Origin of the sequence: Burkholderia sp. BCC1988, from assembly GCF_905339895.1 — a bacterium.
In the GTDB taxonomy this organism is placed as follows: domain Bacteria; phylum Pseudomonadota; class Gammaproteobacteria; order Burkholderiales; family Burkholderiaceae; genus Burkholderia.
Genome location: NZ_CAJPHA010000014.1, coordinates 148756 through 167056 on the forward strand (window position 1 = coordinate 148756; position 18301 = coordinate 167056).

Genomic DNA, 18301 nt, shown 5'->3' on the forward strand with positions numbered 1-18301 from the left:
GCTGCGGCAGGGCCGCGTAGGCCGCCTGGTATGCGATCGGCTTATTCCGTTCGAAATGGGTTGTGCGCACGGCTTTATAACACGAAAATACGGCAATTCGGACTAGCAAGATTCCCCGATCGTTCCGCAAATTGTCGGCTTCGGTGCTCAAAAGGCGCGGTAAGCTGATGATTCGCAAGCGTCTTTACGTAAATTTCCCATGCCGCGCCCGATCTCCGCCACCATCCACACCGCCGCCCTCGCGAACAATCTCTCCGTCGTCCGCCGCTTTGCCGGCCCGTCCAAGGTCTGGGCGGTCGTCAAGGCCAACGCGTACGGCCACGGTCTCGCGCGCGTGTTTCCCGGCCTGCGCGGCACCGACGGCTTCGGCCTGCTCGACCTCGACGAGGCCGTGAAGCTGCGCGAGCTCGGCTGGGCCGGCCCCATCCTGCTGCTCGAAGGGTTCTTCCGGTCGACCGACATCGACGTGATCGACCGCTACAGCCTCACGACCACCGTCCACAACGACGAGCAGATGCGGATGCTGGAGACGGCGCGGCTGTCGAAGCCCGTCAACGTGCAGCTCAAGATGAACAGCGGGATGAACCGGCTCGGCTACGTGCCGGAGAAGTACCGCGCCGCGTGGGAGCGCGCCCGTGCGTGCCCCGGCATCGGCCAGATCACGTTGATGACCCATTTTTCGGACGCCGACAACGAGCGCGGCGTCGCCGAGCAGCTCGCGACGTTCGAGCGCGGCGCGGCAAGCATCGCGGGCGCGCGCAGCCTCGCGAATTCGGCAGCCGTGCTGTGGCATCCGGATACGCACTTCGACTGGGTGCGGCCGGGGATCGTGCTGTACGGCGCATCGCCGTCGGGGCTGTCGTCCGATATCGCCGACACGGGCCTGAAGCCCGCGATGACGCTCGCCTCCGAGCTGATCGCCGTGCAGACGATCGCGAAGGGGCAGGCGATCGGCTATGGCTCGACGTTCTCCGCGCAAGCGCAGATGCGCATCGGCGTCGTCGCGTGCGGCTATGCGGACGGCTATCCGCGCGTCGCACCCGAAGGCACGCCCGTGATCGTCGACGGCATCCGCACGCGGATCGTCGGCCGCGTGTCGATGGACATGATTACCGTCGACCTGACGCCGTGCCCGCAGGCCGGCGTCGGCGCGCGGGTCGAGCTGTGGGGCAACGCGCTGCCGATCGACGACGTCGCGCGCCATTGCGGGACCATCGGCTATGAACTGATGTGCGCGGTCGCCGCCCGCGTACCGGTGCGCGCGGAATAAGGGCAGCACGCGTGGCCAAACAGAAAACCGTCTACGTCTGCAGCGAGTGCGGCGGACAAACCCCGAAGTGGCAGGGGCAATGCCCGTCGTGCCAGGCCTGGAACACGCTCGTCGAATCGGTCGCCGAGTCGCCGGCCGCCCATCGCTTCCAGTCGCTCGCGAAACGCGCGCCCGTGCAGCGCCTCGTCGACATCGAGGCGGCCGACGTGCCGCGCTTCTCCACCGGCATTGGCGAATTCGATCGCGTGCTGGGCGGCGGGCTGGTCCCGGGCGGCGTCGTGCTGATCGGCGGCGATCCCGGCATCGGCAAGTCGACGCTGTTGCTGCAGTCGCTCGCGGACATCGCGAGCGAGCGGCGCGCACTCTATATCAGCGGCGAGGAATCGGCCGCGCAGATCGCGTTGCGCGCGCAACGGCTCGCGCTGCTCGACGGCGGCGCGCCGGCGGCCGAGCTGAAGCTGCTCGCCGAGATCCAGCTCGAGAAGATCCAGGCCGCGATCGACGCGGAACGGCCGGACGTCGCCGTCATCGACTCGATCCAGACCGTCTATTCCGAAGCGCTGACATCGGCGCCCGGCTCGGTCGCGCAGGTGCGCGAGTGCGCGGCGCAGCTCACGCGCATCGCGAAGCAGTCCGGCACCGCGATCATCATGGTCGGGCACGTGACGAAGGAGGGCAACCTCGCGGGCCCGCGCGTGCTCGAGCACATCGTCGACACGGTGCTGTACTTCGAGGGCGACACCCATTCGTCGTTCCGGCTCGTGCGCGCGTTCAAGAACCGCTTCGGCGCGGTCAACGAGCTCGGCGTGTTCGCGATGACCGAGCGCGGGCTGCGCGGCGTCGCGAACCCGTCCGCGCTGTTCCTGTCGCAGCACGAGCAGGTCGTGCCGGGTTCCTGCGTGCTCGTCACGCAGGAGGGCACGCGCCCGCTGCTCGTGGAGATCCAGGCGCTCGTCGATACGGCCCACGTGCCGAACCCGCGCCGGCTGGCGGTCGGCCTCGAGCAGAACCGGCTCGCGATGCTGCTCGCGGTGCTGCACCGGCACGCGGGCATCGCGTGTTTCGACCAGGACGTGTTCCTGAACGCGGTGGGCGGCGTGAAGATCACCGAGCCGGCCGCCGACCTCGCAGTGCTGCTCGCGATCCATTCGTCGATGCGCAACAAGGCGCTGCCTAAGGGCCTGATCGTGTTCGGCGAAGTGGGGCTGGCGGGCGAGATCCGGCCGTCCCCACGCGGCCAGGAACGGCTGCGCGAGGCGGCGAAGCTCGGTTTTACCGCCGCGCTGATCCCGAAGGCGAATGCACCGAAACAGCCGATCGAAGGACTGAACGTGATGGCCGTCGAGCGGATCGAGCAGGCGATCGACCGTGTGCGCGATCTCGAATAGCCGTGGCTGGCCAGCGCCGCCGTGCGTTGGCCACGGTGATCTGTCGCGTAATTGAATGTAATGAATATGTAGGCTGATGTAACCCGCCGGACATCGCTTTTCCCTATCCTTTGCCGGATCGTCGAACCGCACAATGCGAAGGGAACCTATGTTTAAACAGTATGGGGAAGCGCCGAGCGGACGCAGTTACAACCTGCGCGGCTGCCGTGTGTCGGAGCCGATCGTTCAGCCGTGGGGCGGCGGATGCCGGATCGTCGAATGGATCGACGACGAAGGGCGCCTGGCGCGCCGGGTCGTGTCCGAGGACGTGACGGAAGCGGAGGTCGCCGCGGCGATCCGCCGGCCGACCGAAGGGCGGCGTCACCTGATGGGCGATGACGAGCAGATGCCGCGCGATACGTTGCCGCGGCGTTGAGCGGTTGGCGCGGCCGGCGGCCGGCGGACGGCCGACGCGATCACGTCGAACGCAACAATGACAAAGAGGCCGGGCCCGGGCGCCCGGCCTTGTCGTTTCCGCACCCGGTGCGGCCGGGCGGGTTCGCCGGTCGTGGATCGTGCCTAGGCGTGCGGCCGCCGCTGAAAACGACCGGCTGACGGCGCGCCGGGCGCGTTCAGCCGATCTGCTCGAGTTCTTCCTGCACGGCGAGCCAGTCCGCCTCGACCGTTTCGAGTCGGGCATTGACCTCGCCCAGCTTGCGGATCGCTTCGGTCAGTTCCGTCTTGCGCGCGGCTTCGTAGCTCGCCGGATCGGCGACGAACGCGTCGAGGCGCGCCTTTTCCGCGTGCAGCGTTTCCATTTCCCTTTCGAGCTTCGTGATGCGGTTCTGCAGCGGTTTCTTCAGTTGCGACAACCGCTGGCGCTCCTCGGCCGCCTGACGCTTCTGGTCCTTGCGGTTGACGCCCGGATCCGTGCCCGCTGCCGCCGCGCTGTCGGCCTTCGCGGCCGCGCGTTGCTCGGCCGCATGCTGCAGCAGCCAGTCGCGGTAATCGTCGAGGTCGCCGTCGAACGGCTGCAGCCGGTGCTTCGCGACGAGCATGAACTGGTCGGTGGTCGCGCGCAGCAGGTGGCGGTCGTGCGAGACGAGGATCAGCGTGCCTTCGAACTGCGCGAGCGCCATCGTCAGCGCGTGACGCGTCTCGAGGTCGAGGTGGTTGGTCGGCTCGTCGAGCAGCAGCAGGTTCGGTTTCTGCCAGATGATCAGCGCAAGCGCGAGCCGCGCCTTCTCGCCGCCCGAGAACGGGCCGACCGGGCTCGTCGCCATGTCGCCGGAGAAATTGAAGCCGCCGAGGAAGTCGCGCAGTTCCTGCTCGCGCGTATCGGGGGCGAGCCGTGCGAGATGCGCGAGCGGCGAATCGTCCTCGCGCAGGGTTTCGAGCTGGTGCTGCGCGAAATAGCCGATCGTCAGCCCCTTGCCGTCGCGCACGTGGCCCGACAGCGGCGCGAGCGTGCCGGCCAGCGTCTTGATTAGCGTCGACTTGCCCTGGCCGTTCGCGCCGAGCAGGCCGATGCGCTGGCCGTTCTGGATCGACAGCGCCACGCGTTCGACGATCGGGATGTCCGTGCCGTCCTCCGCGTGGTAGCCGCAGCGGACGTCTTCCATCACCATCATCGGGTTCGGCGCGGCGTCGGGCGTGCGGAACTCGAACGTGAACGGCGACGCGATGTGCGCGGGCGCGATCAGCTCCATCTTCTCGAGCGCCTTCATCCGGCTTTGCGCCTGCTTGGCCTTGGTCGCCTTGGCCTTGAAGCGGTCGACGAAGCTCTGCAGGTGCTCGATCGTCTTCTGCTGCTTTTCGTACGCGCTTTGCTGCAGCGCCAGCTGCTGCGCACGCAGCACTTCGAACTGCGAGTAATTGCCGCCGTAGCGCTTCACCTGGCGATTTTCCAGATGCAGCGTGACGTTGCAGATCGAGTCGAGGAATTCGCGGTCGTGCGAGATCACGACGAGCGTGCCGGCGTAGCGGTGCAGCCAGTCTTCGAGCCAGACGATCGCGTCGAGGTCGAGGTGGTTGGTCGGTTCGTCGAGCAGCAGCAGGTCGGAGCGGCACATCAGCGCCTGCGCGAGGTTCAGGCGCATGCGCCAGCCGCCGGAGAAGCTGGCGACCGATTCGCGCGTCTGCGCGAGCGTGAAGCCGAGGCCGAGCAGCAGCGCTTCGGCGCGCGCGGGGGCCGTATAGCCGTCGGCGTCGGCGAACGCCGCGTGCGCGTCGGCTTCGGCCGTGCCGTCGTGCGCGGCCGAAGCGGCGGCGATACGCGCCTCGATCTCGCGCAGCGCGGTGTCGCCGTCGAGCGTGTAGTCGAGCGCGGAGCGGTCGACGGCGGGCGTTTCCTGCGACACGTGGGCGATCCGCCACGACGGCGGCATCGCGAAATCGCCGCCGTCGGAATGCAGCTCGCCGCGCAGGACCGAGAAGAGCGTCGATTTGCCGGCGCCGTTCGCGCCGATCAGGCCGGCTTTCTCGCCGGGATTGAGCACGAACGAGGCCGACTCGAACAGCGGCTTGGTGCCGCGCGCAAGGCTGAACTGATTGAAACGGATCACGGCGGGAATGACTGACCAAAACCGCTATTCTAGACTGCGCGCGCGTCGCCCCGGATATCGGCCGTTCGGCAGGTGCCGCAACGACGCGATTTCGCCTAGACTCCACGTCGATACGGTTTCGTAAAAGGAGTGCCTGATGTCCACCCTGTATTCGTTCAGCGCAGAGACGCTCGCGGGCGCACCCGCGTCGCTCGACGCGTATCGCGGCAAGGTGCTGCTGATCGTCAATACCGCGAGCGAGTGTGGTTTCACGCCGCAGTATGCGGGCCTGCAGAAGCTGTATGAGCAGTACGCGGCCCGCGGTTTCTTCGTGCTCGGCTTCCCGTGCAACCAGTTCGGCAAGCAGGAGCCGGGCGACGCCACGCAGATCGGCGCGTTCTGCGAGCGCAACTACGGCGTCACGTTCCCGATGTTCGCGAAGATCGACGTGAAGGGCGACCACGCGCATCCGCTGTACCGCTACCTGACCGACGAGGCGCCCGGCATCCTCGGCCTCAAGGCGATCAAGTGGAATTTCACGAAATTCCTGATCGACCGCGACGGGCGGATCGTCAAGCGCTACGCGCCGTCGACGAAGCCCGAGGAAATCGCCGCGGATATCGACAAGCTGCTTTGACCGTTCGATGCGGCGAGCGGGCGGTTCGGATCGAGCCTGCCTGGGTCGCGCCGTGCGAAAGCATGCGCCGCCGGGCGGCGGCGCGGGGCCGGCGCTCGCGCAACCGCTACAGGATCGGCGCGAACAGGCGCGCGACGTGCATGGCGATACGCCGCCACGCGGGCGAGTGCCGATACTCGTTCGCATCGACTTCGTAGGCCAGCGCGAAATCGGCGTCGAGCATCGCTTCGACTTCGGCGGCGAACGCGCGGTCGACGGTCAGCACCATGATTTCGAAGTTCAGCCGGAACGAGCGGTTGTCGAGATTCGCGCTGCCGATGGCGGCCGCGACGCGGTCGATCAGCAGCACTTTCTGATGCAGGAAGCCGGGCCGGTAGCGAAACACCTTGACGCCAGCGTCGACGAGATCGCGCGCATAGAGCTTCGACGCTTCGAACACCACGTAGTGATCGCGCCGGCTCGGAATCAGGATGCGCACGTCGACGCCGCGCATCACCGCGAGCTTCAGCGCGGCGATCACCGCTTCGTCGGGCACGAGATACGGCGTCGTGATCCAGACCCGTTCGCGCGCGGCGTTGATCGCCTCGACGAAGAACAGCGAGCCGGTTTCCTGCTTGTCGGCCGGCCCCATCGGCACGGCGAGGCAATGCATCGCGTCGTCGGGCAGCGCCTCCGGCGGCGCTGCGAGCGGCGGCAGCGTCTGCGTGGCCCAGTGCCAGTCTTCGGCGAACACGTACTGGATGCTGGCCACCACCGGGCCGCGAATCTCGATATGGGTGTCGCGCCACGGCGACAGGCGCCGGTTCGCACCGAGATATTCGACGCCGACGTTGAGACCGCCGACGAACGCGCGATTGCCGTCGACGACGACGATCTTGCGATGGTTGCGGAAGTTGAGCTGGAAGCGGTTGACGAACTTGCGGTGGGTCGCGAACGGATGGACCTCGACGCCGCCGCGGCGCAGCGTGTCGACGTAACCGCGCGGCAGGTCGAAGCTGCCGATGCTGTCGTACAGCAGGTAGCAGCGCACGCCGGCCGCCGTGCGGGCGAGCAGCGCGTCGCGCAGCATCTGGCCGAGCGCGTCGTCGCGCACGATGAAGAACTGGACGATCACGTAGTCGCGCGCGGCGTCGATCGCCGACAGGATCGCCGAGAAGGTTGCGTCGCCGTTCACGAGCGTGCGCACCGCATTGCCGCCGACGAACGGCATTCCACCCAGCCGCGTGAGCGCGAGCACGGCGGCCCGGCCGATCGCGTCGGCGGCCTGCCCGTCGGTTGCGTCCGCAGCGGGCCATGGCGCGCGCGGTGCGTGCGTGCGCAGCGCTTCCATCTCGTGGCGCCGTGCATCGACGTAGCCGGAGAACTTGCTGCGGCCGAGGAACAGGTAGGGGATGAGCGTCAGGTACGGCATCGCGGCGAGCGACACGGCCCATGCGATCGCGCCTTGCGACGTGCGGGTATTCATGAGCGCATGACACGCCGCGATGATCCCGAGCACATGGATGGCCAGGACCAGGGTGCCGAGATGTAGCCAGTCGAGGGTCATGGGCGCGTGACGGACTCCTGAAGTCGTGCGGCGCGACGGCCGCTTACGCGCATCTTACCCAACCGTGCGGGACAGCGGTGTGCCGTACCGCACGGTTCGGTCGCGGCGCGCCGTCAGGCCTTGCGCGGCAGGTCCGACGCCTGGATCAGGAACACGGCGTCGTCGCCCGCGCTGGTGGGCAGCCACGTGAGCTCGAGGCCGCCGAACGCGGCTTCGACGTGCTCGCGCTCGTTGCCGATCTCGACGACGAGCACGCCGTCGTCGTGCAGCCAGTTGTGCGCTTGCCCGATGATGCGCCGCACGATGTCCATCCCGTCGTCGCCGCCCGCGAGCGCCATTTCCGGCTCGTGCCGGTACTCGGGCGGGAGGGCCGCCATCGACGTCGCGTTCACGTACGGCGGGTTCGTCAGGATCACGTCGTAGCGCGTGTCGGGTTCGGCGCGGAACGCGGGCAGCGGCGTGTAGAGGTCGCCGCGATGCAGCGTGATGCGATCGTCGAGGCCGTAGTCGCGCACGTTGATCTCGGCGACTTCGAGTGCCTTCTCGGACAGGTCGACCGCGTCGATTTCGGCATTCGGGAACGCGCTGGCTGCGAGGATCGCGAGGCAGCCGGAGCCGGTGCACAGCTCGAGCACAGCGCCGACCTGCTCGGGATCGGCGACATACGGCTGCAGCCCGTCGTCGAGCAGTTCGCCGATGAACGAGCGCGGCACGATCACGCGCTCGTCGACGTAGAAGCGGTGGCCGTGCATCCACGCTTCATGCGTGAGATACGCGGCCGGCACGCGGTCGGTCGCGCGCCGTTCGATCACCGCGAGCACGGCCGCGATTTCGTCGGGCAGCAGGCGGGCATCGAGGAACGGCTCGAGCGTGTCGAGCGGCAGGTCGAGCGTGTGGAGCACGAGGTAGGCGGCTTCGTCGTACGCGTTGTCCGAGCCGTGGCCGAACGCGAGCTTCGCCTTCGAGAAGCGCGTGACCGCATAGCGCAGCAGGTCGCGAACAGTTGCAAAAGGTGTCGTCATGCGAGGCTCCGTCAGGCGATCAGTTGTTCGAGCACGCGGCGGTACACGTTCTTCAGCGGGTCGACGAAGCGCACGTCGATGTGCTCGTCGATCTTGTGGATGCTGCCGTTCGGCGGACCGAACTCGATCACCTGCGGGCAGATGCGCGCGATGAAGCGCCCGTCGGACGTGCCGCCCGTCGTCGACAGCTCGGTCGTGAGGCCGGTCTCGGCGCGGATCGCGTTCTCCAGCGCGTTCGACAGGTCGCCGCGCGGCGTGAGGAACGGCAGGCCGCTCACCGACCACTTCAGCGAATATTCGAGGCCGTGCTTGTCGAGGATCGCATGCACGCGCGCCTGCAGGCCCTCGACGGTGCTCGCCGTCGAAAAGCGGAAGTTGAACATCAGGTCCGCGTGGCCGGGGATCACGTTGGTCGCACCGGTGCCGGCATGCAGGTTCGACACCTGCCAGGTGGTCGGCGGGAAGTATTCGTTGCCTTCGTCCCACTGTTCGGCGGCGAGCTCGGCGAGCGCCGGCGCGAGCAGGTGGATCGGGTTCTTCGCGAGGTGCGGGTAGGCGATGTGGCCCTGCACGCCCTTGACGATCAGCTCGCCCGACATCGAGCCGCGGCGGCCGTTCTTCACGACGTCGCCGAGTTCGGCGGTCGACGTCGGCTCGCCGACGATGCAGTAGTCGAGACGTTCGCCGCGCGCTTCGAGCAGTTCGACGACTTTCACGGTGCCGTCGGTGGCCGGGCCTTCCTCGTCGCTCGTGATCAGGAACGCGATCGCGCCGCGGTGGCCGGGGTGGGCCGCCACGAATTCCTCGGACGCGACGACGAACGCGGCGAGCGACGTCTTCATGTCGGCTGCGCCGCGGCCGTACAGCTTGCCGTCGCGATGCGCGGGAATGAACGGCGGCGAGGTCCACTGCTCGAGCGGGCCGGTCGGCACGACGTCGGTGTGGCCCGCGAACGCGAGCAGCTTGCCGTCGCGGCCGTCGGCGCCGCGCTTGACGGCCCACAGGTTGGTCACGCCATGCGACGCGATGGTTTCGCATTCGAAGCCGAGCGCGGCGAGGCGCTCGGTCATGATCTGCTGGCAATGCTGGTCGTCGGGCGTGACGGACGCGCGGGCGATCAGCTGTTCGGTAAGGGCTAGGGTGGCGGACATGGTTCGGACCACTTTCGATAAAAAATGCCGGCGCGGTGGCCGGCAGCGATGAGGCGTCGTGTGCAGCGCGGGCGCCGCGCGGGCCGCCTAGGCGGCAAACAGCGCCGCGTACTGATCGGCCACGAAGCCGAGCGATTTCACGCGGCCGTTGACGACGAGCACGGGGCGCTTGATGACCGACGGCTTGTGGATCATCAGCGCAACCGCGCCGGACTTCGTTTCCGCGGCCGCCTTCATGGCGTCGTCCAGGCCGCGCCACGTCGTGCCGCGCTTGTTCACGAGCGCGTCGAGCGATACGTCCTTCAGCCAGTCTTCGACCAGCGGTGCGCTGACGCCGAGCTTCTTGAAGTCGTGGAACTCGAACTCGACGCCGTGATCGTCGAGCCACACGCGGGCCTTCTTCACGGTGTCGCAGTTCGGAATGCCGTAGACGACCACGGTGTGCGGCTTCGCCATCAGTCGCCTCGCAGCAGCTCGTTCAGGCCGACCTTCGCGCGGGTCTTCGCGTCGACCTTCTTCACGATCACCGCGCAGTACAGGCTGTGCGAGCCGTCCTTCGACGGCAGGTTGCCGGCGACGACGACCGAGCCGGCCGGAATGCGGCCGTAGCTGACTTCGCCCGTTTCGCGATCGTAGATCTTGGTGCTCTGGCCGAGGTACACGCCCATCGAGATCACCGAGTTCTCCTCGACGATCACGCCTTCGACGACTTCCGAGCGCGCGCCGATGAAGCAGTTGTCTTCGATGATGACCGGGTTGGCCTGCAGCGGCTCGAGCACGCCGCCGATGCCGACGCCGCCCGACAGGTGCACGTTCTTGCCGATCTGAGCGCACGAGCCGACCGTCGCCCACGTATCGACCATCGTGCCTTCGTCGACGTACGCGCCGATGTTGGTGTACGACGGCATCAGCACGACGTTCTTCGCGATGAACGAGCCGCGGCGCGCGATGGCCGGCGGCACGACGCGGAAGCCGCCCGCGGCGAAGTCTTCGGCCGTGTAGTTCACGAACTTCGACGGCACCTTGTCGTAGAACTGCGAGTAGCCGCCCGCCGGCATCGGTGCGTTGTCCTCCAGGCGGAACGACAGCAGCACGGCCTTCTTCAGCCACTGATGGACGGTCCAGTTGCCGTCGATCTTCTCGGCGACGCGCAGTGCACCCTTGTCGAGCTGCTCGATCGCGTGAGCGACGGCTTCGCGGACGTCGGCGGGCGCGGCCTTCGGCGACAGCTCGGCGCGGTTTTCCCAGGCGGTATCGATGATTTGCTGAAGTTGTTGCGACATGTTCGTTTTCGCAGGAGATGAATGGAATTGATCGGGATGGACGTCTTACCGCGCGAGAGCCCGGCAGAAATCGACGATGCGTTGCGCGCCCTCGACGCATTCGGGGGTGCCCGCGACGAGCGCGATCCGGATGAAATCGCGGCCCGGATTCGCGCCGTGCGCATCGCGCGCGAGGTACGAGCCGGGCAGAACCGTCACATTATAGTCGGCGTACAGGCGGCGGGCGAACTCGGTGTCCGACAGGCCGGTGCGCGCGACGTTGGCCCACAGGTAGAACGCGGCGTCGGGCAGCTTCACGTCGATCACGTCGGCCAGCATCGGCGTGACCGTGCTGAACTTCTGCAGGTACAGCGCGCGGTTCTCGCGCACGTGCGCCTCGTCGTTCCACGCGGCGATGCTCGCGTGCTGCCAGACCGGCGACAGCGCGGCGCCGTGGTACGTGCGGTACAGCAGGAATTTTTTCAGGAGCGCGGCGTCGCCGGCGACGAAGCCCGAGCGCATGCCCGGCACGTTCGAGCGCTTCGACAGGCTCGACAGCATCACGAGCCGCTCGAAGCCGCGGCCGAGGCGGTGCGCGGCCTCGAGGCCGCCGAGCGGCGGCGCCGCTTCGTCGAAATAGATCTCCGAATAGCATTCGTCGGACGCGATCACGAAACCGTGGCGGTCGGACAGCGCGAACAGCTCGCGCCAGTCGTCGAGCGTCAGCACGGCGCCCGTCGGGTTGCCCGGCGAGCACACGTACAGCAGCTGGGTGCGCGCCCACACTTCATCGGGCACGGCCGCGTAGTCGCACGCGAAGTTGCGGACCGGGTCGCTGTTCGCGAAATAGGGTTCGGCACCGGCCAGCAGCGCCGCGCCTTCGTAAATTTGATAGAACGGATTCGGACAGAGTACGATCGCCTTCTTGCCATCCGCGCGCGGGCGCGCGTCGATCACAGTCTGCGCGAGCGAGAACAGCGCCTCGCGGGAGCCCGATACGGGCAGCACCTGCGTCGCCGGGTCGATTGCCGGCAGCCCGTAGCGGCGCTCGAGCCAGTGTGCGATCGACGTGCGCAGCGCGTCCGAGCCGGCCGTGGCCGGGTACGACGCGAGACCGTCGAGCGCGGCCACCACGGCGTCGCGGATCAGCGCCGGCGTCGGGTGCTTGGGCTCGCCGATGCCGAAGCTGATCGGTTTCAGGTCGCCGGAAGGCGTCACGTCCTTGAACAGGGCGCGCAGCTTTTCGAAGGGATAGGGCTGGAGCGAGTCGAGTCGAGGGTTCACGGGCGAAGCGGCCATCGCGGCCGGTTGGAGCGAAAGGGCGAAAGGGGCGGCGCGGGTGCCGCACGGCTGCGGGCGGGCGCCGACGGCGCGCGGCTCGCAGCGGACGATTATAACGTGACGCAATGCGGTCGCGGCCCGCCGGAACGGCGGCCGGGCCGCTCGAATAAAGGGTAGCGAATCAAATGAATAACGCGGTACGCGGCAGCCTGCCGACGCTGGCCATCCTGATCGGCGCGTCGGTATGGGGCCTGATCTGGTATCCGCTGCGGATTCTCGCGTCGCTCGGGCTCACCGGCACGCTGGCGAGCGCGCTGACGAGCGTGGTCGCGTTCCTGTTCGTGGTCGTCGTGCGGCACCGCACGATCGCCACGCTGCGCTGGCACTGGGTGCTGCCGGGCATCGCGATCACGGCGGGCGTGACCAATCTCGGTTTCGTGTGGGGCACGATCCACGGCGAAGTGCTGCGCGTGATGCTGCTGTTCTACCTGACCCCGGCATGGACCGCGATCTACGCGCATTTCCTGCTGCGCGAGCGGCTGACCTGGGCCGGCGCGGCGCTCGCGGCGCTGTCGATCGGCGGCGCGATGCTGATGCTGTGGTCGCCGCAGCTCGGCGTGCCGCTGCCGGCCAACCCGGCCGAATGGGCGGGGCTTGCGGCCGGCCTGAGTTTCGCGATGAGCAACGTGCTCGTGATCAAGGCGAGCCGCGAGCTGCCGGAGATGCGCGCCGAGATGCGCACGGCGACGCTGTTCGGCGGCGCGGCGGTGTTCGGCGCGGTCGCGTCGCTGTTCGAGGGGCTGCCGGCCGCGCCGGCGGGAAGCCAGCTCGGCGTCGCGGCAGCGATCATCGCCGCGATCGGCGTGACGATGGCCGCCAACAACCTGCTCGTGCAATACGGGCTCGCGCGCGTGCCGGCGAACCGCGCGTCGATCATCATGCTGTTCGAGATCGTGATCACCGCGCTGTCGGCGTGGGTGTTCGCGAGCGAGCTGCCGAGCGCGCGAGAGTGGGCGGGCGGCGCGTGCATCGTGCTGGCGACGCTGCTGTCGAGCCGGGTCCATCGTGCCGCGCCGGCATCGGGCAAACCCGGCGACGGGCGGGACGGCGCACGCGCGATGGTATGATGGAAGCCGTTTGCGGGGCCCAACGCTTGAGATGCGCGCGGCCCCGCTTTTGAATTCCGGGGCGCATCGCGCACACGGGCCGTCCGGCCCCGCGCGTCGCGGCCCCGTCCGTTTCACCTCTTCTTCACATCCGATACCGCCGTGCGTCTGAGCTCGATCAAACTCGCTGGCTTCAAATCCTTTGTCGATCCCACGCATTTCCAGGTTCCGGGCCAGCTTGTCGGCGTGGTGGGCCCGAACGGGTGCGGCAAGTCCAACATCATCGATGCCGTGCGCTGGGTGCTCGGCGAGTCGCGCGCGTCCGAGCTGCGCGGCGAGTCGATGCAGGACGTGATCTTCAACGGCTCGACCGCCCGCAAGCCCGGCAGCCGGGCCAGCGTCGAACTGATCTTCGACAACTCCGACGGCCGTGCGGCCGGGCAGTGGGGCCAGTACGGCGAGATCGCCGTGAAGCGCGTGCTGACGCGCGACGGCACGTCGAGCTACTACATCAACAACCTGCCGGCGCGTCGCCGCGACATCCAGGACATCTTCCTCGGCACGGGCCTCGGGCCCCGCGCGTACGCGATCATCGGGCAGGGCATGATCGCGCGGATCATCGAGGCGAAGCCGGAAGAGCTGCGCGTGTTCCTCGAGGAAGCCGCGGGCGTGTCGAAGTACAAGGAGCGCCGCCGCGAGACCGAGAACCGCCTGCACGACACGCGCGAGAACCTGACGCGCGTCGAGGACATCGTCCGCGAGCTCGGCGCGAACCTCGAGAAGCTCGAGGCGCAGGCCGTCGTCGCGACCAAGTACAAGGAACTCGTCACCGACGGCGAGGAGAAGCAGCGCCTGTTGTGGCTGCTGCGCAAGAACGAGGCCGCCGGCGAGCAGCAGAAGCAGCAGCGCGCGATCGAACAGGCGCAGATCGACCTCGAGGCGCAGACGGCGAAACTGCGCGAGGTCGAATCGCAGCTCGAGACGCTGCGGGTCGCGCATTACTCGGCGAGCGACGCGATGCAGGGCGCGCAGGGCGCGCTCTACGAGGCCAACGCCGAAGTGAGCCGCCTCGAGGCCGAGATCAAGTTCATCGTCGAATCGCGCAACCGCGTGCAGGCGCAGATCGCCGCGCTGAACGCGCAGCGCGAGCAATGGCGCGCGCAGGCCGAGAAGGCGCAGGACGAGCTCGAGGAAGCCGAGGAAGCGCGCGCGATGGCCGACGAGAAGGCCGCACTCGCCGAGGACAACGCAGCCGCGAAGCATGACGCGCTGCCGGCGCTCGAAGCGAAGTGGCGCGATGCGCAGGCACAGCTCAACGACGAGCGCGCGCGGATCGCGCAGACCGAACAGTCGCTGAAGCTCGAAGCTGCGCACCAGCGCAATGCCGACCAGCAGCTCCAGCAGCTTCAGCAGCGCCATGAGCGGCTGAAGTCGGAGGCGGGCGGGCTCGACGCGCCGGACGAAGCGCAGCTCGAAGAGTTGCGCATGCAGCTCGCCGAGCAGGAAGAGATCCTCGCCGAAGCGCAGGCACGCCTCGCCGATGCACAGGAAACGGTGCCGCGCCTCGACGGCGAACGCCGTGCGGCGCAGGAGCGGGTGCAGGCCGAAAGCACGCAGATCCACCAGCTCGAGGCGCGGCTCGCCGCGCTCAAGCAGCTGCAGGAGAACGTACAGACCGAAGGCAAGATCCAGCCGTGGCTCGACAAGCACGAGCTCGGCGCGCTGCCGCGCCTGTGGAAGAAGCTGCACGTCGAAGCGGGCTGGGAAGCGGCGCTCGAAGCGGTGTTGCGCGAGCGACTCGCTGCGCTCGAAGTGTCGAATCTCGACTGGGTGAAGGCGTTCGCGACCGATGCGCCGCCCGCGAAGCTCGCGTTCTACGCGCCGCCCGTGGCCGGCGAGCCGCCGGCCGCCGCGGCCGGGCTGCGCCCGGTGCTGTCGCTCGTGCGCATCGACGATGCGGGCATCCGCGCGGTGCTGAACGACTGGCTCGGCAACGTGTACGTCGCCGACGACGTCGCGCAGGCACTCGCGACGCGCGCGCAACTGCCGGCCGGCGGCGCGTTCGTCGTGAAGGCCGGCCACATCGTCACGCGTGTCGGCGTGCAGTTGTACGCGGCCGATTCGGAGCAGGCCGGGATGCTGGCCCGCCAGCAGGAGATCGAGAACCTGACGCGCCAGGTGCGCGCGCAGGCGCTGCTCGCCGACGAGGCCCGCACGGCGGCGGTGCGCGCGGAAGCCGCACACACGCAGGCCACGCAGGCGCTCGGCGACGTGCGCGCGCAGGCCGAACGCGCGACCCAGCGCGTGCATGCATTGCAGATGGACGTGCTGAAGCTCGCCCAGGCGCATGAACGCTACACGCAGCGCAGCACGCAGATCCGCGAAGAACTCGAGGAGATCGGCGCGCAGATCGACGAGCAGCGCGCATTGCGCGCGGAATCGGAAGCGAACTTCGAGCGCTTCGACGGCGAACTCGCGGAGCTGCAGGCGCGCTTCGAGGACAACCAGCTCGCGTTCGAGGCGCTCGACGAATCGCTGACGCAGGCGCGCCAGGAAGCGCGCGACCTCGAGCGCGGCGCGAACGACGCGCGTTTCGCCGCGCGCAACGCGGTCACGCGCATCGACGAACTGAAGCGCAGCATCCAGGTCGCGCACGAGCAGAGCGAGCGCGTCGCCGCGTCGCTGGAAGACGCGCGCGCCGAACTCGAAACGATCAACGAGCAGACCGCGCACACGGGCCTGCAGGACGCGCTCGAAATTCGCGCGGTGAAGGAAGAGGCGCTGCAGGCCGCGCGGATCGAACTCGACGACCTGACCGCGAAGCTGCGCGCGTCGGACGAGCAGCGTCTCGTCGCCGAGCGTTCGCTGCAGCCGCTGCGCGACCGCATCACCGAGCTGCAGCTGAAGGAGCAGGCCGCGCGCCTGTCCGTCGAGCAGTTTGCCGAGCAGCTCGCGGCGGCCGAGGTCGACGAGGAAGCGCTGCGCGAGAAGCTGACGCCGGACCTGAAACCGTCGTACCTGCAGGGCGAGGTCACGCGCCTGAACAACGCGATCAACGCGCTGGGTCCGGTCAACATGGCCGCGCTCGACGAGCTGAAGGCCGCGAGCGAGCGCAAGGTGTTCCTCGATGCGCAGTCGGCCGACCTGACCGACGCGATCACGACGCTCGAGGATGCGATCCACAAGATCGACCAGGAAACCCGCACGCTGCTGCAGGGTACCTTCGACGAGGTCAACCGTCACTTCAGCGACCTGTTCCCGCGCCTGTTCGGCGGCGGCCAGGCGAAGCTGATCATGACGGGCGACGAAATCCTCGATGCGGGCGTGCAGGTGATGGCGCAGCCGCCGGGCAAGAAGAACGCGACCATCCACCTGCTGTCGGGCGGCGAAAAGGCGCTGACCGCCACCGCACTGGTGTTCGCGATGTTCCAGTTGAACCCGGCGCCGTTCTGTCTGCTCGACGAGGTCGACGCGCCGCTCGACGACGCGAACACCGAGCGTTTCGCGAATCTCGTGCGCGCGATGTCCGACAAGACGCAGTTCCTCTTCATCTCGCACAACAAGATCGCGATGGAGATGGCGCAGCAACTGATCGGCGTGACGATGCAGGAGCAGGGCGTGTCGCGGATCGTCGCGGTGGACATGGAAACCGCCGCGGGTTTTGCCCAGAATTGACGTTTGAAGAAACCGGACCGCGTTCGCGCGGCGCATGGGCGCCCGTTCGCGGTTCCGACGAACAAGAATTGCTGATGGAGCGTGCATGGACGAGTTGACACTCGGTTTGATCGGCGCGGGCGCCGTCGTGGTGGGCGGCGTCGTGGTCTACAACGCGTGGCAGGGTGCGAAGGTGCGGCGCAGGATGCCGCGCCCGATGCCGGAAGAGGCGGTCGAGGCGATGAATCGCCCCGAGCGCGACGAAGAGCTGCCGTTCATCGAGCCGGTGCGCCAGCCCGCACGCCGCGAGCCCGCGGCGCCGGCACCGGCCGCCGCCGCCGCGAGCGCGCCGGTCGAAGCCGCGCGCGTCGAGCCGACCTTCGGCGGCGTGGCGCCTGCCGACACGCCGGCCGACCTGCAGGCCGAAGCCACCGGGGGCGACGCGCCGTCGGGGTCGACCGAGTCGGCCGAGCAGGCCGTCGACGATGCCGCCGCCGCCGCGCAGGAAGCGCCGGCCGCCGCCGCATCGCACGAACCGGCCGAACCCGTGCTGCCGGCCGCCACGACGATTTCGTCGGCGCCGCCCGCGATCGTCGACCGCCGGATCGACTGCATCGTGCCGATTCGCCTCGGCGCGCCGCTGCCGGGCGACAAGATCCTGCCGGCCGCGCAGCGGCTGCGCCGCGCGGGCAGCAAGCCCGTGCATATCGAAGGCAAGCCGGAAGGCGGCCAATGGGAGCTGCTGCAGAACGGCGTGCGCTATGAAGAGCTGCGCGCGGCCGCGCAGCTCGCGAACCGCAGCGGCGCGCTGAACGAGCTCGAATTCTCCGAGTTCGTGACGGGCGTCCAGCAGTTCGCCGACACGATCGACGGCGCACCGGAATTCCCCGACATGATGGAGACGGTCGCGATGGCGCGCGAACTCGACGGCTTTGCCGCGCAGTGCGACGCTCAGTTGTCGATCAACGTGATGTCGGACGGCGCGCCGTGGTCGGCGAACTACGTGCAGGCCGTCGCGTCCCAGGACGGGTTGCTGCTGTCGCGCGACGGCACGCGGTTCGTGAAGCTCGACGCGAAGCAGAACCCCGTGTTCATGCTGCAGTTCGGCGACACGAACTTCCTGCGCGACGACCTGACCTACAAGGGCGGCAACATGATCACGCTGGTGCTCGACGTGCCGGTCGCCGAAGAGGACATCCTGCCGTTCCGGCTGATGTGCGATTACGCGAAGTCGCTGTCCGAGCGGATCGGCGCGCGGGTCGTCGACGATTCGCGCCGGCCGCTGCCGGAATCGACGCTCGTCGCGATCGACCAGCAACTGATGAAGCTGTACGCGAAGCTCGAGGAAGCGGGCATCCCGGCCGGTTCGCCGGTCACGCGCCGTCTCTTCAGCCAGTAACGCGTTGCACGGGCGGCGACCTGACGTGCCGTCGCCCGTCGGTCGCTGCTGCAGTGCACACAC

Annotated in this window: 14 protein-coding genes; 7 read left to right on the plus strand and 7 right to left on the minus strand. The window is 68.3% G+C overall.

From position 1 onward, the window contains the following. The first annotated feature begins 199 nt into the window (after positions 1 to 199). From alr to U4012_RS21055, 3 genes are all read left to right on the plus strand, one after another. A complete protein-coding gene (gene alr / locus U4012_RS21045) occupies positions 200 to 1270 on the plus strand; it encodes an alanine racemase (RefSeq protein ID WP_044847947.1) in 1071 nt (356 codons plus the stop codon). A gap of 11 nt (positions 1271 to 1281) precedes the next feature. After that, on the plus strand, positions 1282 to 2658 hold the full coding sequence (gene radA, locus U4012_RS21050; RefSeq protein ID WP_044847946.1) for a DNA repair protein RadA: 1377 nt from the start codon (positions 1282 to 1284) through the stop codon (positions 2656 to 2658). A 148-nt stretch (positions 2659 to 2806) separates the two neighbouring features. Next, positions 2807 to 3073: a DUF2866 domain-containing protein gene (locus U4012_RS21055; RefSeq protein WP_044847945.1), complete on the plus strand. Its 267-nt coding sequence runs from the start codon at positions 2807 to 2809 to the stop codon at positions 3071 to 3073. Between the two features lie 196 nt (positions 3074 to 3269). Here the strand turns inward: U4012_RS21055 and U4012_RS21060 are convergent, their stop codons facing one another. Then, a complete protein-coding gene (locus U4012_RS21060) occupies positions 3270 to 5201 on the minus strand; it encodes an ATP-binding cassette domain-containing protein (RefSeq protein WP_321801209.1) in 1932 nt (643 codons plus the stop codon). 136 nt (positions 5202 to 5337) lie between these two features. On the opposite strand from U4012_RS21060, the gene U4012_RS21065 reads away from it, so the two are divergent. Further along, entirely contained in the window at positions 5338 to 5817 is a 480-nt protein-coding gene (locus U4012_RS21065; RefSeq protein WP_321801211.1) for a glutathione peroxidase, read from the plus strand. A gap of 106 nt (positions 5818 to 5923) precedes the next feature. Here U4012_RS21065 and cls read toward each other — a convergent pair whose 3' ends face one another. The 6 genes from cls to dapC all read right to left on the minus strand — a co-directional run bounded on the left by cls (position 5924) and on the right by dapC (position 12097). Beyond that, on the minus strand, positions 5924 to 7363 hold the full coding sequence (cls, locus tag U4012_RS21070; RefSeq protein ID WP_321801213.1) for a cardiolipin synthase: 1440 nt from the start codon (positions 7361 to 7363) through the stop codon (positions 5924 to 5926). 113 nt (positions 7364 to 7476) lie between these two features. After that, on the minus strand, positions 7477 to 8385 hold the full coding sequence (gene prmB / locus U4012_RS21075) for a 50S ribosomal protein L3 N(5)-glutamine methyltransferase (protein ID WP_124519992.1): 909 nt from the start codon (positions 8383 to 8385) through the stop codon (positions 7477 to 7479). A gap of 11 nt (positions 8386 to 8396) precedes the next feature. Next, on the minus strand, positions 8397 to 9536 hold the full coding sequence (gene dapE, locus U4012_RS21080) for a succinyl-diaminopimelate desuccinylase (protein ID WP_124570241.1): 1140 nt from the start codon (positions 9534 to 9536) through the stop codon (positions 8397 to 8399). 87 nt (positions 9537 to 9623) lie between these two features. Next, the gene (locus U4012_RS21085) at positions 9624 to 9992 is read right to left on the minus strand and encodes an ArsC family reductase (protein WP_121859337.1); all 369 of its coding nucleotides are present in this window, start codon (positions 9990 to 9992) and stop codon (positions 9624 to 9626) included. Beyond that, positions 9992 to 10819: a 2,3,4,5-tetrahydropyridine-2,6-dicarboxylate N-succinyltransferase gene (gene dapD, locus U4012_RS21090; protein ID WP_321801219.1), complete on the minus strand. Its 828-nt coding sequence runs from the start codon at positions 10817 to 10819 to the stop codon at positions 9992 to 9994. The genes U4012_RS21085 and dapD overlap by 1 nt, the downstream gene beginning before the upstream one ends. A 45-nt stretch (positions 10820 to 10864) precedes the next feature. Continuing rightward, positions 10865 to 12097: a succinyldiaminopimelate transaminase gene (dapC, locus tag U4012_RS21095; protein WP_321801221.1), complete on the minus strand. Its 1233-nt coding sequence runs from the start codon at positions 12095 to 12097 to the stop codon at positions 10865 to 10867. A gap of 167 nt (positions 12098 to 12264) precedes the next feature. Between dapC and U4012_RS21100 the strand changes: the two genes are divergently transcribed. The 3 genes from U4012_RS21100 (at position 12265) to U4012_RS21110 (ending at position 18238) form a co-directional block, all read left to right on the plus strand. Continuing rightward, entirely contained in the window at positions 12265 to 13206 is a 942-nt protein-coding gene (locus U4012_RS21100; RefSeq protein WP_044847937.1) for a DMT family transporter, read from the plus strand. Between the two features lie 141 nt (positions 13207 to 13347). Continuing rightward, positions 13348 to 16860: a chromosome segregation protein SMC gene (gene smc / locus U4012_RS21105; RefSeq protein ID WP_321801224.1), complete on the plus strand. Its 3513-nt coding sequence runs from the start codon at positions 13348 to 13350 to the stop codon at positions 16858 to 16860. A gap of 85 nt (positions 16861 to 16945) precedes the next feature. Then, positions 16946 to 18238, plus strand: coding sequence for a cell division protein ZipA C-terminal FtsZ-binding domain-containing protein (locus U4012_RS21110; protein ID WP_124486184.1), 1293 nt, complete (start codon positions 16946 to 16948; stop codon positions 18236 to 18238). Positions 18239 to 18301: the final 63 nt, after the last annotated feature.

Bases quoted from the DNA above. Each gene is read 5' to 3' on its own strand.
- dapD (WP_321801219.1), bottom strand. From the start codon at position 10,819: ATGTCGCAACAACTTCAGCAAATCATCGATACCGCCTGGGAAAACCGC.
- dapC (WP_321801221.1), bottom strand. From the start codon at position 12,097: ATGGCCGCTTCGCCCGTGAACCCTCGACTCGACTCGCTCCAGCCCTAT.
- U4012_RS21100 (WP_044847937.1), top strand. From the start codon at position 12,265: ATGAATAACGCGGTACGCGGCAGCCTGCCGACGCTGGCCATCCTGATC.
- U4012_RS21085 (WP_121859337.1), bottom strand. From the start codon at position 9,992: ATGGCGAAGCCGCACACCGTGGTCGTCTACGGCATTCCGAACTGCGAC.
- cls (WP_321801213.1), bottom strand. From the start codon at position 7,363: ATGACCCTCGACTGGCTACATCTCGGCACCCTGGTCCTGGCCATCCAT.
- dapE (WP_124570241.1), bottom strand. From the start codon at position 9,536: ATGTCCGCCACCCTAGCCCTTACCGAACAGCTGATCGCCCGCGCGTCC.
- U4012_RS21065 (WP_321801211.1), top strand. From the start codon at position 5,338: ATGTCCACCCTGTATTCGTTCAGCGCAGAGACGCTCGCGGGCGCACCC.
- alr (WP_044847947.1), top strand. From the start codon at position 200: ATGCCGCGCCCGATCTCCGCCACCATCCACACCGCCGCCCTCGCGAAC.
- U4012_RS21110 (WP_124486184.1), top strand. From the start codon at position 16,946: ATGGACGAGTTGACACTCGGTTTGATCGGCGCGGGCGCCGTCGTGGTG.
- U4012_RS21055 (WP_044847945.1), top strand. From the start codon at position 2,807: ATGTTTAAACAGTATGGGGAAGCGCCGAGCGGACGCAGTTACAACCTG.
- prmB (WP_124519992.1), bottom strand. From the start codon at position 8,385: ATGACGACACCTTTTGCAACTGTTCGCGACCTGCTGCGCTATGCGGTC.